The 15,230-nt window shown below is 66.5% G+C and carries 16 protein-coding genes; 10 read left to right on the forward strand and 6 right to left on the reverse strand.

The window, feature by feature from the left end; translation table 11 throughout:
- Nucleotides 1-15: 15 nt before the first annotated feature.
- The 4 genes from OS889_RS06485 (at nt 16) to OS889_RS06500 (ending at nt 2,855) form a co-directional block, all read left to right on the forward strand.
- A complete protein-coding gene (locus tag OS889_RS06485; protein ID WP_372388340.1) occupies nt 16-1,092 on the forward strand; it encodes a glucose 1-dehydrogenase in 1,077 nt (358 codons plus the stop codon).
- Nucleotides 1,079-1,729 (forward strand): transcriptional regulator GfcR, encoded by a 651-nt coding sequence (gene gfcR / locus OS889_RS06490; protein WP_372388342.1) that lies wholly within the window; start codon nt 1,079-1,081, stop codon nt 1,727-1,729. The genes OS889_RS06485 and gfcR overlap by 14 nt, the downstream gene beginning before the upstream one ends.
- Before the next feature lie 76 nt (nt 1,730-1,805).
- Nucleotides 1,806-2,147 (forward strand): glutaredoxin family protein, encoded by a 342-nt coding sequence (locus tag OS889_RS06495; protein ID WP_372388343.1) that lies wholly within the window; start codon nt 1,806-1,808, stop codon nt 2,145-2,147.
- A 141-nt stretch (nt 2,148-2,288) separates the two neighbouring features.
- Nucleotides 2,289-2,855 (forward strand): DUF7110 family protein, encoded by a 567-nt coding sequence (locus OS889_RS06500; protein ID WP_372388345.1) that lies wholly within the window; start codon nt 2,289-2,291, stop codon nt 2,853-2,855.
- 78 nt (nt 2,856-2,933) lie between these two features.
- Here the strand turns inward: OS889_RS06500 and OS889_RS06505 are convergent, their stop codons facing one another.
- A complete protein-coding gene (locus OS889_RS06505) occupies nt 2,934-4,271 on the reverse strand; it encodes an aminomethyl transferase family protein (RefSeq protein WP_372388347.1) in 1,338 nt (445 codons plus the stop codon).
- A 188-nt stretch (nt 4,272-4,459) separates the two neighbouring features.
- On the opposite strand from OS889_RS06505, the gene OS889_RS06510 reads away from it, so the two are divergent.
- Nucleotides 4,460-4,984 carry an amino acid-binding protein gene (locus OS889_RS06510; protein ID WP_372388349.1) on the forward strand — a complete coding sequence of 175 codons (525 nt, stop codon included), beginning with the start codon at nt 4,460-4,462 and terminating at the stop codon, nt 4,982-4,984.
- Between the two features lie 48 nt (nt 4,985-5,032).
- On the opposite strand, the gene OS889_RS06515 is transcribed toward OS889_RS06510, so the two are convergent.
- Nucleotides 5,033-5,683, reverse strand: coding sequence for a type I 3-dehydroquinate dehydratase (locus tag OS889_RS06515; protein ID WP_372391574.1), 651 nt, complete (start codon nt 5,681-5,683; stop codon nt 5,033-5,035).
- Nucleotides 5,684-6,066: 383 nt separating this feature from the next.
- Entirely contained in the window at nt 6,067-6,717 is a 651-nt protein-coding gene (locus OS889_RS06520) for an MBL fold metallo-hydrolase (RefSeq protein WP_372388351.1), read from the reverse strand.
- A 318-nt stretch (nt 6,718-7,035) separates the two neighbouring features.
- Between OS889_RS06520 and OS889_RS06525 the strand changes: the two genes are divergently transcribed.
- A complete protein-coding gene (locus tag OS889_RS06525) occupies nt 7,036-7,710 on the forward strand; it encodes an MBL fold metallo-hydrolase (protein WP_372388352.1) in 675 nt (224 codons plus the stop codon).
- Nucleotides 7,711-7,797: 87 nt separating this feature from the next.
- Here OS889_RS06525 and OS889_RS06530 read toward each other — a convergent pair whose 3' ends face one another.
- Complete coding sequence (locus OS889_RS06530; RefSeq protein ID WP_372388353.1) at nt 7,798-8,844, reverse strand: zinc-dependent alcohol dehydrogenase; 1,047 nt, start codon at nt 8,842-8,844, stop codon at nt 7,798-7,800.
- A 229-nt stretch (nt 8,845-9,073) separates the two neighbouring features.
- Between OS889_RS06530 and OS889_RS06535 the strand changes: the two genes are divergently transcribed.
- Together OS889_RS06535 and OS889_RS06540 are read left to right on the forward strand one after the other, a co-directional pair.
- On the forward strand, nt 9,074-9,547 hold the full coding sequence (locus OS889_RS06535; RefSeq protein ID WP_372388355.1) for a TRAP transporter small permease subunit: 474 nt from the start codon (nt 9,074-9,076) through the stop codon (nt 9,545-9,547).
- Nucleotides 9,547-10,845, forward strand: coding sequence for a TRAP transporter large permease (locus OS889_RS06540; protein ID WP_372388357.1), 1,299 nt, complete (start codon nt 9,547-9,549; stop codon nt 10,843-10,845). Before OS889_RS06535 ends, OS889_RS06540 begins: the two co-directional genes overlap by 1 nt.
- Nucleotides 10,846-10,932: 87 nt before the next feature.
- On the opposite strand, the gene OS889_RS06545 is transcribed toward OS889_RS06540, so the two are convergent.
- Entirely contained in the window at nt 10,933-11,892 is a 960-nt protein-coding gene (locus OS889_RS06545; RefSeq protein WP_372388358.1) for an AEC family transporter, read from the reverse strand.
- Nucleotides 11,893-11,993: 101 nt separating this feature from the next.
- Between OS889_RS06545 and OS889_RS06550 the strand changes: the two genes are divergently transcribed.
- The gene (locus OS889_RS06550; RefSeq protein ID WP_372388360.1) at nt 11,994-12,434 is read left to right on the forward strand and encodes a universal stress protein; all 441 of its coding nucleotides are present in this window, start codon (nt 11,994-11,996) and stop codon (nt 12,432-12,434) included.
- Nucleotides 12,435-12,612: 178 nt separating this feature from the next.
- Here OS889_RS06550 and OS889_RS06555 read toward each other — a convergent pair whose 3' ends face one another.
- A complete protein-coding gene (locus tag OS889_RS06555) occupies nt 12,613-13,722 on the reverse strand; it encodes a TRAP transporter substrate-binding protein (RefSeq protein ID WP_372388362.1) in 1,110 nt (369 codons plus the stop codon).
- Nucleotides 13,723-13,886: 164 nt separating this feature from the next.
- On the opposite strand from OS889_RS06555, the gene OS889_RS06560 reads away from it, so the two are divergent.
- The gene (locus OS889_RS06560) at nt 13,887-15,218 is read left to right on the forward strand and encodes a glycerate kinase type-2 family protein (protein WP_372388364.1); all 1,332 of its coding nucleotides are present in this window, start codon (nt 13,887-13,889) and stop codon (nt 15,216-15,218) included.
- The last annotated feature ends 12 nt before the right edge of the window (nt 15,219-15,230 follow it).

Raw genomic sequence — 15,230 nt, forward strand, 5'->3', positions numbered from 1 at the left:
GAGAGAGGAGCCTGTATGAACGCGATCGCGGTCGAACGCGGGGGGGAGAGACCGGTCGTCGTCGACACCGCACGGCCGACGCCCGCGCCCGGCGAGGCGCTCGTCCGGACGCTCCGGGTCGGGGTCGACGGGACCGACCAGGAGGTCATCGCCGGCGGCCACGGCGGCTTCCCGGCGGACGCCGACCACCTGATTCTGGGTCACGAGGCCGTCGGCGTCGTCGAGGACGCCGGCGACACGCGGTTTTCCCCCGGTGACGTCGTGGTGCCGACCGTCCGGCGGCCGCCAGGCGAGTCCAACGAGTACTTCGACCGCGGCGAGCCCGATATGGCGCCCTCGGGCGAGTACTACGAGCGCGGGATCGAGGGCGCACACGGATTTATGTCCGAGTACTTCACGAGCCCCGGCGAGTACCTGGTGTCGCTGCCGCGCGAGCTCGCCGACGTCGGGTTTCTCGTCGAACCGCTCTCGGTCGCGGAGAAGGCGATCGAGCTCGCCGCCGCCGCCCGCTCGTCGTTCGATTGGGCGCCCGAGTCCGCGCTCGTCCTGGGCAACGGGAGCCTCGGGCTCCTCACGCTGGCGCTCCTCCGGGACCGCCACGACTACGAGCGGCTCTACTGCCTCGGTCGCCGCGACCGCCCCGATCCCACGATCGACATCATCGAGGAACTGGGCGCGACCTACGTCGACTCCCGGGAGACGCCGGTGGAGGCGGTTGCCGACGCCCACGAGCCGATGGACCTCGTCTACGAGGCCACCGGGTACGCGAAACACGCCTTCGCGACGGTCGAGGCGCTCGCGCCGAACGGGGTCGGCGCGCTCCTCGGCGTCCCCGAGCCTTGGGAGTTCGAGATCGACGGCGGCCGCCTCCACCGCGAGATGGTCCTGGAGAACAAGGCGCTCGTCGGGAGCGTCAACTCGAACGTGCGGCACTTCGAGGCGGCCGTCGAGGCGCTCGGGACGCTCCCGGAGTGGTTCTGCGACGCGCTCGTCACCGGCGTCTACGGTCTCGGGGACTTCGAGTCGGCGTTCGTCGACGACGACACCACTATAAAAACCGCCGTCCAATTCAGCGCGTATGAAGAACGTTGACGATCTCATCGCCAGCGCGGCCGAACTCGCCGAGCGTGGGCTCTCGAAGGGCGAGATCGCGGACGAACTGAACGTCTCCAGGGAGACCGCGAGCTGGCTCGTCGAGCGGAGCGGCTCGACGGGATACGAAGAGCCGGACCAGCCCGACGCGGAGACGACCGGCGCGAGCGGGCCGCACGACATCCACGTCGACTGGAGCGCCGTCGGCCGGGACTCGACCCGCCTCACCCAGATCGGGCGCGCGATGGCCGACCTCCTGTTGAAGGAGGGCGAGGAGGTCGATCTCACCATCGGCATCGAGAAGGCGGGCGCGCCGCTGGCGACGGTCGTCGCGAGCGAACTCGATACGGATCTCGGCTCCTACGCGCCGGCGAAACACCAGTGGGAGGAAGGCGATATCGAGGAGCTCGGCGGGTCGTTCTCCCGGAACTTCGCGCAGATCCGCGACCGCGAGTGCTACGTCGTCGACGACACGATCACCTCCGGGACGACGATGCGCGAGACGGTCGAGTCGATCCGCGAGGAGGGTGGCGACCCGGTCGCCTGCGTCGTGATCGTCGACAAGCAGGGCATCGACGAGATCGAGGGGGTCCCCGTCTACTCGCTCATCGACGTCGTGCGCGTCGGCGAGGAGTGACCCGCCTTCCCCGGCCTCCCCGTCCCCGACGGTCGCCGACGCAACCCATTTGACTGCGGACCGCCTACGGGTCGGTATGACGTTCCAGCCCGATTCGGACCTGTCCGACGACGAAGTGCAGTCCCGGGTCGACGAGGCCATCGAGTCCAACGACGTGGTCCTGTTTATGAAGGGGAACCGACTGATGCCCCAGTGCGGCTACTCCCAGCGCGCGGTGAACCTCATCTCCCAGTACGAAGAGGAGTTCGAGACGATCGACGTCCTCCCCGCGCTCGATCAGTACCGGGCGGCGCTCGAATCCCACAGCGGCTGGGAGACGATCCCGCAGACGTACGTCGACGGGGAGTTCATCGGCGGCAGCGACATCCTCGCGGAACTCGACGAGCGCGGCGAGCTCGAAGCGACGCTCCAGGCGTAGGGGAGGCGTCCGACCGGAGCGGTCCGTCCCGCCCAGTTACCAGATAGCAGAGACCCTATAAGCCCCCGGCCCGTACCATCACGCAGGTACCGACGTCGCGTCGCGTCCGTCTCGTACGGGTACCATCCAACCACCATAACTATGTCAGGCCGCGTATTCCGACTTCACTCGACACTTGAACTGCCCCTCGAAGAGGTCGAAGAGTACCTGAACGGTGACCCGGACCTGCCCCCCGAGGTCGACGACGTCGAGGTGACCCGTCGCAACAACACGCTCATTCTCAAGGCCGTCGCCGCCGAGGACGACCTGAGCAAGTACACGCCGACGGCACAGCTGAAAGCCAGCATCACGGAAAACCGCGTCTACGAGGAGGAGCCGCCGCGCGCCGGCGCGCCCCGCTGGGAGGAAGAAGAAGAGGAGATCCCCTCAGAGCTCGTCGAGTTCGCCTGCTTCAAGGGCGACCGCGAGACCGTCCTCCAGAACACCGCCCTCCAGTATCCGATGTTCCTCGTCCTCCGCGAGATCGCGCTCCTCGCCGAGAAGGGGACGCTCACGGCGATCACTGAGGTCGACGACGAACTCGAAGCCCACCGGATCGTCGAGGGCGAAGAGCGCCCGGCGAGCATCGAAGTCGTCGAGAATCCGTCCCAGAGCGAGGGCGGCTCGAACGGCGTGAACTGGCGCGACAACAAATTCATCTCGGACTGATTCTGCGGCGACTCGACGCCCCGTTCGCGCGAGCGACGTGCGGAACGCGAGCGCAGAACCGCAGAGCCGCAGGACCCTTCAGCGCCGATCGGCCTTGTACGGGGCCTTCGCGACGGTCGCGGAGATCTCCGTTTCGACGTGGCGCTCGACGCTCTTGTTCCCGGAGCCGTCGGCCTCGCCCCAGGTGAGCGTGACCTCAGTACCGGGTTCGGCGTACTCGGTGTCGAGGAGGGCCAGCGAGAGCATCTCCCGGTGGTTGTAGATGTAGCTCATCCACTTCGAGACGCCGACGTGCTCGCCGTCCTTCGTCACTTCGTCGTAGTGGCACGCCGACGAGCGCGGCGCCGGCATATCCATAAATTTGTGCGTCTCGCCCTCGCGGAAGAGCGACGCGAAGACGTCGACGACGTCGTCGTCGTCCCACACCAGCGTGACCTTCTTCCGGTCGGGATCGTCGATCTCCTCTTCGAGGGCCGCCTTGCCGACGAAGTCGTGGTCGAAGTCGACGATGTGGTCGTAGCCGACCTCGATCGGCGTGACGTAGTAGTCCTCGATGTCCTCGGAGTCGAAGCTCCCGCCGATGGAGATGAGCCCGCGCCGGAGGTCGAGCCACTCGCGGAAGTCCCGCATCTCCTCGCCGGTGTAGATCGCCGGCACCGGCAGCGGGAGCCACCCCAGGACGGTGTTGGCGCTCTGGTAGCTCTTCGAGCCGAGCCGGCGGATTCCGTACTCCTCGCCGGCGTCGAGGATCGTTTCCCGGACCGCGTCGCCGTCGTCGTAGTCGCCCCAGAACTCGAAGCCGGCCTCGCCGGCCATCCCGTGGCGGAGGAGGTAGGCGTCGACGCCGTCGATCGAGACCTCCGCGAAGCGGAAGAAGCCGAGGTCGGGGATGTCGCCGTCGAGCGCTTCCTCCATCACGGCGACCGCGTCGGGGCCCTGGACCTGGAACCGGAAGTTCTCGGGGTCGTCGCCGGTCGCGACCGGCCGCGGCTGCATCTCGACGTCGACGTCGTAGTCGCCTGTTTCTGCCTGGTAGTCGAGCCAGTTGTGAGCGGCTGCGGCGCCGACGCTGAGGAAGCGGTCTTCGGCCTCGCGGAAGAGGATGGCGTCGCCGATGAGGTAGCCGTCGGGGTTGGGGACGACGAGCTGTTTCGCCTGCCCGACGTCGAACTGACTGAAGTCGTTGACGGCGTATTCGGCGTAGAGGTCGACGGCCTCGCGGCCCTGGATCCGCAGGTCCGTCATGTGGTACGACTGGTCGGCGAACGCGACGCTCTCCTGCCAGGCGCGCTGTTCTTCGATCCAGTGGGTGAACTCGTCCGGGAGGTCTGTGAACTGCGCCAGTCCGAGGTCCCGGAGGAGACTCACGGGGCTCTCTGCGGACTGGATCGCGTCCTCTAGCGTGCGGTCTGACATCGGAACTCACGCGGTACTCGGTAGATATTCACATAATAGTTTACGATACTGGTGCGAGAGTCCCGAAGGCGTCGGATATCCGTGGCTTCGTTTACTCGCGGCCGAATACGGACGGCGGCAGTATACTTATTTCGACCCCACGGTTTGATTGGGACTGCCAATGACTCGCACGACGGGGTGGGACGCCGATGAGTGACGCACAGTCGGACATCCGGGCGTACACCCTCAGACTGGAGCTGATCGACGAGCCGGGCGAACTCCTCCGGTCGCTCCGGCCGATCGCGGACAACGGCGGGAACCTCCTGTCGATCTTCCACGAGCGGGGCAACGTCACCCCGCGCGGGCACATCCCCGTCGAGGTCGACGTCGAGGCGACGCCGGACCGCTTCGAGAAGATCATCGACGACCTCCGCGACGCCGGGATCAACGTGATCCAGGCCGGCACCGAGCGGTACAGCGAGGGCCTCACGGTGATCCTCTCGGGGCACGTCATCGACACCGACCTCTCGGACACGCTCTCGCGCATCCAGGAGTCGGCGAACGCGTCGGTGACGGATCTCTCGATCTCCGCGCCCGAAGGCACGAGCGACGTCTCCAGCGCCCGCATTCGCATCGGCGCCGAGCGCGGCGCGACCGAGGACGTCCTCACCAAGATCCGCCGGATCGCCGACGAGAAGGACCTCCGGCTGGTAGAGCCGCTCAAAACAGTGTAACAGCGCAAAAAGCGAAAATCGACGACTGACGCCGTCGCGGCCGCCTTCTCAGTTCGGGAGCGTCAGCTCGGAGGGAACGGTGACGTCGTCCTCGACGGCCTCGATCCGTTCGAGGTTCGTCCCGGCGATCCGCGTCGACTCGACGAGCGCCCGGAGCTTGCCCAGCGGGATCTGTCCCGGGGCGTACTCGCTGTCGTCGTCGAGGAGCGGCGCGTAGCCGAGCTTAGAGCCGTAGACGTGTCCGATGGCGCGGGTGTGGCTGCCGATCTCGCCCATCGCGATGCCGGCGGCGTCGATACCCGCCTCGGTGGCCTCCCGGAGCACGTCAAGCAGCGTCAGCGTGTCCGAGAGGTCCTTCGGGTAGACCGCGACCTTCGCGATGTCGCCGTAGCCCGCGCACTGGTCGATGATCGCGGTGAGGACGTCCTCGTCCGGCGTCGTCTCGAAGTCGTGGTGTGAGATGATCAGGCGGACGTCGTTCTCGCGGAACTCCTCGAGGATCCACTCCTTCGCCCGCGCGGTTTCGAGCTCGATGTCGACGTACGCGACGTCGTCGAACCGAGAAGCCGCGAAAAGCGTGTCCAATCGCCCTTGGTCCCGCGCCTTGCCGCCGAACCACTGATTGCGGTTCGTCGCGATGATCGGAAGCTCGCCGTCGTAGGATTCCAGTTGTTCGATCGGATTTTCCGCCTTGTCCATACGAAATTCGACGATGTCTGCTTTCCCTCGGGCGTCTTTCTCCCGTGTGAGGTCGTTTGTTGTGGCCGCGAGGGCGAAGCCGTCGATCTTCATTGTCACGCCGTAGCATCCAGGTGCATATAAATTTGGCCATCAGGCCGTTCACGGCACGTTCTGGCGAATTCGACGCGGCCGCTATGCTGACAAAATACCAGAATTAAATTTGTAACAGATAAGAAACCTAAAAATAGTTTGAAAAGATAGAAAGGGCTTAATAGAGTACTAAATGCAGTAGAAACTAAAATAGAATACTCAGATTACTGTTTTGTACACTAAAATACTGTTTAAATTACTGAAACGGGTGCCGCCTCACTTCGTCGTCATACAGCCACGGCCCGGCCGGCTCACGAGTAGGTGAGCGACCACTCGCGATTGAGCAGCCAGTCGTCGAGCTTTCCGAGCGGGTCGTCGTAGACGTGGCTCCCGTGACTCACGAGGACGGTCTCGATGTCGTACTCGAACAAGCGGCCCAGATTCCGTTCGGCGGCCGCGTGGCCAGCGTCGGCGAACTCCGCGGCCGGGGGGACGAGATACCCCGCGGGGAGTCCGCGCCGATCGGACCCCTCCAGGACGTCGCCGGCGATCAGAACCCCCTCGTCTTCGAGGAGGAAACTGCTGTTCGCGGCGGTGTGTCCCGGGACCTGGATCACGCGAACTCCGCCGTCGAGGCGCTCGTCGTGGCTGAAGTGGTGGTCGGCGTCGTAGTCGAGCGCGTCGTAGAATCCCTTGCAGCCGCCCGGCACGAGGAGTTCGGGATCGAACGCCTCCATCAGCGCGGGCACGCCGCCGAAGTGTCCCTCGTCGCCGTGGGAGACGATCAGCCGATCGACCCCGCCGTACTCGGATTCGAGGGTGGAGACGACGTCCTCGCCGTCGTCGGGGAATCCGGCGTCGATGACGGTGACGTCGCCGGCGGGCCGGTCTTCGAGCACGAACACGCGGACGTGATCTAACTGCACGACACCCACGCCGTCTGCTGGACTCTCGACTGACATACACCGTTCCGTCGTCGGCTTGTATATATAAACCCACCCTCCGGTTTTCATCTGCTGGTAGTGACGTGGGAAGACGGCGCTCCAGCGTTTCAACATCGTTGAATCTGAGATCGCACAGTCCTTGCTTTGAATAACATACGTACATATGTTATTGAATCCGAGACGCCCGCCTGTTCGCCGACAGTATTTCGACATTGTTGAAACACGCATCAAAACCCCCGGAATTCGGATCTCGACAGCGTGGGGCGCGACGGGACGGCGAACGAACGATCGGTCTCCGTCAAAATTATGTAGTAGATCGACCCAGTTTCAGGCGAGATGACCGTCAGCAACGTCGTCGAGGACATCGACCAGATTCAGTTCGAACACGTCCGCGTGTTCGTCCTGCAGAACCAACCCGAGGACGGCCAAGTCACGCTCGTCGACACCGCGTTCGAGGAGAACGGGGCCGAACTCGTCGAGACGCTCGAATCCGAGTACGGCCGCGTCGACCGCGTCATCCTCACCCACGGCGACCACGGACACCACGGGGGGCTGGAGCACGTCGTCGAGGCGTTCGACCCCGAGATCGCGATGCCCGCGGACGAGACGAAGCTCTACGAGCACTTCGACGAACTCGGCATCGAGATCGAGCCCGACGTCGCCTACGAGGACGGCGACCTCCTCGATGGCAACATCCGCGTGATTCAGGTGCCCGGCCACACCGAGGCGACCTCCGCGCTCCTCTTAGAGGACCGTAACATCCTGATCTCGGGCGACGTGCTCGACGGCGCCGACCGCGGCGGGCTCCCGGCGGGCTACCTCCTGCCGCCGCCGGCGCTGTTCAACGCGAACCACGAGGACGCCGAGCTGAACCTCTATAACCTCCTGCAGTACGACTTCGAGACGCTGCTCGTCTTCCACGGCTCGCACGTCTTCGAGGACCCGAAGGGCAAGCTCGACGACTTCCTCGTCGAGCGCGAGTGGAACGAGTGGGACCCGCGGACCGACTGAAGCGGCCTCTCGGACAACCGAAGTCGGGCCGAGAATACGATCGAGCGTTCGGTGGGCCTGCGGAACTGCTGCGGGCTCGATGCCGCCTTATTCTTCGCGCAGTACGGAGACGTCGAAGACGGGCTTGCACGTCTCGCCCGCCAGGAACGACTCGAAGGCGGACTCGGCGTCGAGGAGGTCGAACCGGTCGTCGAGGAAGGTCTCGTGGTCCACGTCGCCGGAGGCGCTCAGGCGGAACGCCCGCTCGAAGTCCTCGTAGAGCGCGCTGTAAGAACACTGGAGGTCGACCTCGGCGCGGACGAGCGGCGTGTAGGAGATCGTCGCCTCGCCGGGCTGGCCGACCAACACGATCTGGCCGCCCTTCCTGACCTCGTCGGCGGCCAACTGGAGCCCCGACGGGTGGCCGGTCGTGTCGAAGACGACGTCGTAGCCGATGCCGTCGGTGAACTCTTCGCGATAGGTCTCAAGGTCCGTCTCTTCGATGTTGACGGCCTCGAAGCCCAGTTTCTCCGCGAGCGGGAGTCGGTACTCGGTGTCCGAACTCACGCCCGCGACGGTGACGACGGCACCCTGGGCGCGCGCGACCTGCGCGGTGAGCAGTCCGATCGGGCCCGGTCCCGCGACGAGGACCCGATCGCCGGCGCCGACCCGGGAGTTCTCGATGACGGCGCGCGTGCTCACGGCGGTCGGCTCCGCCAGCGCGGCGTGCCGCGGATCGACGTCGTCGGGGACCGACTGGAGAGTGTCGGCGGGCGCGACGATGTACTCGGCGTACGCGCCGTCGTGGTCGATCCCGGTCAGTTCGATGTCCTGACAGAGGTTCTCCAGGCCGGTCTGACACTGGTAACACTCGCCACAGCCTCTGATCGGCCGTTCGACCACGCGCTCGCCGACGGAAAACGACGTGACGTCCGCGCCGAGTTCGACGATCCGCCCCGTGTACTCGTGGCCGATCACCGTCGGCGGATCCATCCGCTCGAACGCCGGCTTGAACGCGTAGATCCCCGCGTCGCTCCCGCAGAGTCCCGCGTAGTCGACCTCGATGAGCACCTCGTCCGCGGACGGGGCGGGTCGATCGAGGTCGAGGAGTTCCATCCCGCCGAACTCTCGGGTGGTCTTCGCTAATCCGCGCATACGTGAGGGTGACGATTATCGTATTATAATCTTTTGGAACGAAACTGATCGATAGCGACGGCGACGCATCGGGGGCGGTCGCCGGGCGCCGTTCCGCGGTGATGGCTCCTCCGCGGCGAGGTCGACAGTGGCGCTCTGCGGTCGGGGACATCGAGACGCGATCCGGGGCGCTAGCCGCTCTCGCCAGAGATCCCAGAGTTTATAATCATTGGTAAACGTCCACGATAGTATGGGAACAGACTGGTTCGATAGGATCACCGTCGCGATCGGCGTACTACTGTTGCACGTGATGTTGGTGGTGGGCGTCGTTCAGGTTCTCAGCCGGTACGTGTCGTTTCCGATCGACCTGTACTGGACCTACGAAGTCGCCAGGACGACCCTCGCGCTCTTGTCGATCCTCGCGATTCCGTATCTCTTCAAGAACAACGCGGACATCTCCTTCCTGCCGGTCCTCCGGCGGATCACCGATCGAACGGACCAGCTCTTGCTCGTCCGCAACGTCCTGATGGGGGGGCTGTCGGTCGTCCTCGTCTGGTCGGCCTACGTCGCCGCACAGACCGCCGGCGACACGGGGCTACCCCTCATCAGTTGGTTCAAGGTGGGGTGGGGCTACCTGTTCTTCGGCGTCAGCGCGGCGGTCCTCTTGGTGGCCGTCCTCGACGACACGCGGCGTCGGCTCGGTGAGATCCGGGAGGGGATCTGATGTCCGAAGTCGTCCTCGCCGCGTTCATCGGCATCCTGATGCTCCTGTACGGGATCGGCGTCCCCGCGGCCTACTCGCTGGGCCTCACCGTGGTGGCGATTATGATGCTCCCGATCGGGCCCGAACTGAACTACATCGTCATCACCCAGCGGTTCTGGGCCGGGATGAACTCCTGGGTCCTGCTGGCGGTGCCGTTCTTCCTGATGGCCGGGCGGATTATGAACATCACCGGGATCACCGACGATATGTTCAACTTTGCCACCGAACTCGTCGGCCCCGTCCGCGGCGGGCTCGCGCAGGTGAACGTCGTCGTGAGCCTGATCTTCTCGGGGATGAGCGGCTCCGCGGTCGCCGACGCGGCCGGCATCGGCAGCGTCGAGTACGAGGCGATGACCTCGAACGGCTACGCCGGCGACGACGCCGTCGGGATCACGGGCGCCTCCTCGATCATCGGGCCGATCATCCCGCCGAGCATCCCGATCGTCGTCTACGCCGTCCTCGCCCAGGAGTCGATCGGGACGCTGTTCATCGCCGGCGTCGTCCCCGGGGTCCTGATGGCGCTCGCGATGGCGGCGACCGTCTACTACCTGGCCCGCACCGGCGACTGGCCCCAGGAGGGCTCCTACGACCTCTCGGCGCTCCTGGAGTCGTTCGTCAAGGCCGTGCCGGGGCTCATCACGCCGCTCATCATCGTCGGTGGCATCCTCGCCGGCATCTTCACCGCGACGGAGGCCGCGCTGGTCGCCGTCGTGTACGCGATCTTCCTGGGCTTCGTCTACTACCGGTCGATCACGCTCTCGGACCTCTTCGAGGTGAGCAAGGACACCTTTGAGGACACCGCGAGCATCGTGGTCATCTTCGGGTTCGCGAACCTCTATGCCTACTGGCTGACGCTCGCCGGCATCCCGGATCTCATCGGGGGCATCATCACCGGGATCGGCGCGGGGCCGACCGTGACGATGCTGCTCTTGGCGCTCGTCCTCCTGGTCCTCGGGACGTTTATGGAGGGGACGGCGGTGCTCCTGATTATGGTCCCGATGCTGGTCCCGCTGTACCCCGAACTCGGGATCGACCCGATCCACTTCGGGATCGTGATGGTGGTCACGCTGATGTACGGGCTCATCACGCCGCCGTTCGGCCTCATCCTGTTCGTCCTCGAACGGGTGACAGACGAGTCCCTCGACGAGGTGATGCGGTCGATGCTCCCGTACTACCTCCCGCTTGCCTTCGTGCTTCTCCTCCTCATCCTCCTGCCGGAGCTCGCGCTCGCGCTCCCGCGGGCGTTCGGCCTGCTCTGATCGGTCGCTGATCGATCGCCCTTTCGGATTCACCCCTGCCGCGGACGCGTCGACGTCGCCCTCGCGTCGCGTTTTCTTCCCTCGGCTTCAGATCACGATCCCGGATTTCAACAGCGCGATGACGACCGTCACGATCGGAATCGACGCCAGCGTCGTCACGAAGACGCTCGCCGAGACGAACTCCGGCAGCCGCACGCCGCCGACCGTCGTGTCGCCGGCGAACTCCACGACGAAGATGACCGGCGCGACCGCGACCGGCATCGCCGTCAGCAGGACGAACACCTCCGCGACCACCGCGTTCTGAAATCCGAGCGCGACGGCGACGACGAGGCCGACGAGCGGGGAGACGCCGAAGCGGAACAGCGTGGGCGTCACCGTCATCGAGAGCGCGCCCCGGTACTCCGTCTCCGAGAGTTGGATGCCCAAGATCAGGAGCATCACCGGAATCGACGCCTCGCCGACGAGGCCGAGGGTCTCCATCAGCGCCGAATCGGCCGGCGGGACCACGCCGGCGGCCCGCGCTACGATCGCCAGCCCCACGGCGTAGACGAGCGGATAGCGGAGCACTCGCTTGAGGACGGTGGCGCCGGCCTCGTCGTCCGAGTTCAGCGCGATGAACAGCCCGAGGGTGAACACCAGCGCGCCGTGGACGGCGGCGAAGAGGACCGCCGTCTGTCGGCCGAGATCGCCGTACGCGAAGTCGGCCAGGGGAATCCCGAGCGCGCCGGTGTTGCCGAAGACGGCGACGAGCAGGAAGGTGTTCAACACCGCGTCCTCCTTGCCCGTCGCCCGCCCGTAGAGCCAACTCACCGCGAGGAGTCCGAAGATGAACGCGCCGACGCCCGCGGTGATCCGCAGCAGCGTGCCGGCACCCAGATCGGTGAGGGTGATGCTGTGGATCACGAGCGCCGGCGTCAGGACGAACAGCGAGAGCGTGTTCAGCGGCCCGGGATCGATGTCCTGGGCCCGGTCGAGCGCGAATCCGGCGGCGAGAATCAGCAGGATCGGGACGATAGCGGAGACGATGATGCCGAGCGGCGATGCCATCACACGCGGGTCGACCACCGACGATAAAAGGCCTGTCCCTCGCGGCGCCCGGCGGGTATCTCACGATAAAAATATAAGAAGGATGGGGTCGAACGGCGAATATGGTTATCGTAGCCGCAGTCGACAGCGGTGGTCAAGCACAGGCCGTCCTCAGCGAGGCCGACACGCTGGCCCGGCAGTTCGACGAGCCCATCCACGTGCTCCACGTGATGACGCGCTCGGAGGCGATCCAGGAGGAAGAAGACAGCTACACCCACACCGACGAGGCCGTCTCGGTCGACACCCTGCGGGACCGAGCGGCGAGCGTCGCGTCGGACCTGATCGAGGAACACGCCCCGAGCGCCGAGACGGAAGCCATCGGACGGATCGGTGACCCGGCAGACGAGATCGTCGCCTACGCCGACGACGTCGAGGCGCGGTACATCGTCGTCAGCCCCCAACAGCGGAGTCAGACCGGCAAGATCCTCTTCGGCAGCGTGGCCCAGTCGGTCCTGCTGAACGCCGGCTGTCCCGTCGTCTCGCTCCGCTCGGAGTCGGTGTAGTCCCGGCGGACCGTCTCGTTTTTTGGACCAGCCTCCCGCTGGCGGCGACACGCCCGACCGTCGATTTCCTTCCGTCGACCGTTTCGGGAGCGCAGACGCGACTCCTCCGATAGAAGCGACTGCGGGATCGTCGGAGCAAAAAAGACGCGTCGAACGGAGAGACGGACTCAGCCCGCGATCAGGCCAGGTCCTGGACGTCGCTGATGCTCACGGCCCAGCGGGACTCCGAGAGCTCTTCGAGCGCGGGCTGGCCGGCCTCGACGAAGGCGTCGCGGTCGACGTCCTCGGCGGGGACGACCGTGGTGCCTTCCTCTTCGGCCTGGGCGTACAGCTCCTCCTCGCGGGACTTGATGTCGCTCGTCATCCCCTCGACGGCGTCGGCGGCGGTCGAGGTGATGAGCTCCTGGTCGTCGTCGCTCAGGCCCTGGAAGAACTCCTCGTTGTAGAGGAAGTGCTTCGTGTCGAGCAGGTGGTTGGTGACGCTGAAGTGGGACTGGACCTCATAGAGGCTGACGGCCAGGAACTGCGAGATCGGCCCCTCGGAGGCGTCGACGACGCCGGTCTGGAGGGCGGAGTAGAGCTCGTCGTAGGCGACCGGCGTGACGTCGGCGCCGATCTCGTCCCAGACGGTCGTCCAGGTCTCGTACTGGGGCAGTCGGAGCTTCATTCCCTGGACGTCCTCGGGGCTCGTGACCGGCGAGTTGCTGGTGTAACAGCGGTTCCCGACGTAGAAGGCGTCGCCGAGTCGAATGCCGTTGTCCAGGAGGATGCCGTTCAGGCCGTCCTCGGGCTTGAGGAACTCCTCGGTCACGGCGTGGTAGTGCTCCATGTCCTCGATGACGAACGGGTCGCCCGCGAAGGAGTACTCCGTGGCGAACCGCTGGGAGAGCGCCGTCGGGCTCTCGTGGAGGATGTCGACGGTGCCCGCTTCGAGCGCGTCGAGGTTGTCCTCGGTCCCGCCGAGCGTCGCCGCCTGGAGGTCGACCGTGATGCGACCGTCGGTCTCTTCTTCGATGACGTCGATGAAGTGCTCCTGGGCCGCCTGGACGGAGACGTTCTCCGGCGGCTGGGTGGTCGCGAAGGTGATCTCGAACTCCTCGGCGCTGCTCCCGCTCGTCGTCGTGGCGCCGCCGGTGTCGCCGCCGTCGGTAGTCTCGTCACCGCCGTCGTCACCGCCGCCGCTGTTGCCCCCGCTGGAACAGCCGGCGAGTCCGACGCCGACGCTCAGCGCGATCCCGCCGTTTTTCAGTACACTCCGCCGTGTGGTTGGCTTCGACTCTCGAGCCATACACGAACGCAACCGACTAACACCTAATAAAGATTGTGTTAATTATCCGTTCGGCTCCGGTTCGGTACGGTGAGTAACCATCTCATACGGACCCCGTTCGGCCGGCTCGCGGCGGCGACCCCCACACCGACAGCGTTTATGTGGATCTCGCTCCGAACGCCGGTATGACCGACGCACGCGACCGGGACGGGGCGACGCCCGCCGAGACGGCACGCGAGGCCGTCCGCGCCGGTATCGCCGCGGCGCGCCCCGAGACGGTACTGGGCGAGGCCGTCGACGTGACCGACGGGCGGCTCCGAGTCGCCGACGAGACGTACGACCTCGACGACTACGAGGAACTGTTCGTCCTCGGGGGCGGCAACGCCGCCGGACGGGCCGCGAGCCACCTCGCCGAATCCCTCGGCGAGGCGCTGGACGGCGGTATCGTCGTCACCGACGACCCCGCGCCGGCCGGGCCGATCGACGTCGTCGCGGGGACGCATCCGGTCCCCGACGAAGCCAACGTCGCTGGCGCGCGCCGGATCCTCGACGCCGCGGCTGACGCCGACGAGGACACGCTCGTTCTGGCGCCGATCACCGGCGGGGGCAGCGCGCTCCTGGCGGCGCCCGTCGACGGCGTCTCGCTCGCCGAACTCCGCGCGCTCACCGAGGCGCTGGTCCGCTCGGGCGCGCCGATCGACCGGATCAACGCCGTCCGCAAGCACGTCTCCGAGGTCAAAGGCGGACGTTTGGCACGCGCGCTCGCGCCGGCGACGACGGTCGGCCTCGTGTTCAGCGACGTCACCTCCGGCGACCCATCGGTCGTCGCCAGCGGGCCGCTCTCGCCCGATCAGACGACTTACGCGGATGCGCTCGCGACGCTCTCGGAGTTCGGCGTCGACGCGCCCGACGCGGTCCTGGCGCATCTCCGCGCCGGCGCCGCCGGCGAGATCGACGAGACGCCCGGCGCCGACGACCCGGCGTTCGATCACGCCTCGGTCCACGTCCTCGCCGACAACTTCACCGCGCTCGCGGCCGCCCGCGACGCCTGCCGCAAGGCGGGGTACGGGACGCTCGTGCTCTCGTCGTCCGTGCGCGGCGAGGCGCGCGAGGCCGCGAAGACCCACGCCGCGATCGCCGAGGAGGTCCGGCGGACCGGCAATCCGGCCGAGCCCCCGCTGGCGGTCCTCTCCGGCGGGGAGGCGACGGTGACCGTCCGGGGCGACGGACGGGGCGGGCCGAACCAGGAGTTCGCGCTCGCCGCCGCGATCGAGTTCGCCGCTGGAGACGCGGGCGAGGCGGTCCTCTGTGCGGTCGACACCGACGGGATCGACGGCCCGACCGACGCGGCCGGCGCCCTCGTCTCCCGCGAGACCGTCGACGACGTCCGGCGCGCCCGCTCGCTGCTCGCCGACAACGACGTCGCCGAGTACCTCGACGAGCGGGACGCGCTCGTCCGGACGGGCCCGACGGGCACCAACGTCAACGACCTGCGCGTGCTGTTGCTTCCGGAATGAGGTAGCGGCACT

Source organism: Halobellus sp. MBLA0158, from assembly GCF_041477585.1.
GTDB classification, from domain to species: Archaea; Halobacteriota; Halobacteria; order Halobacteriales; family Haloferacaceae; genus Haloquadratum; species Haloquadratum rubicundus.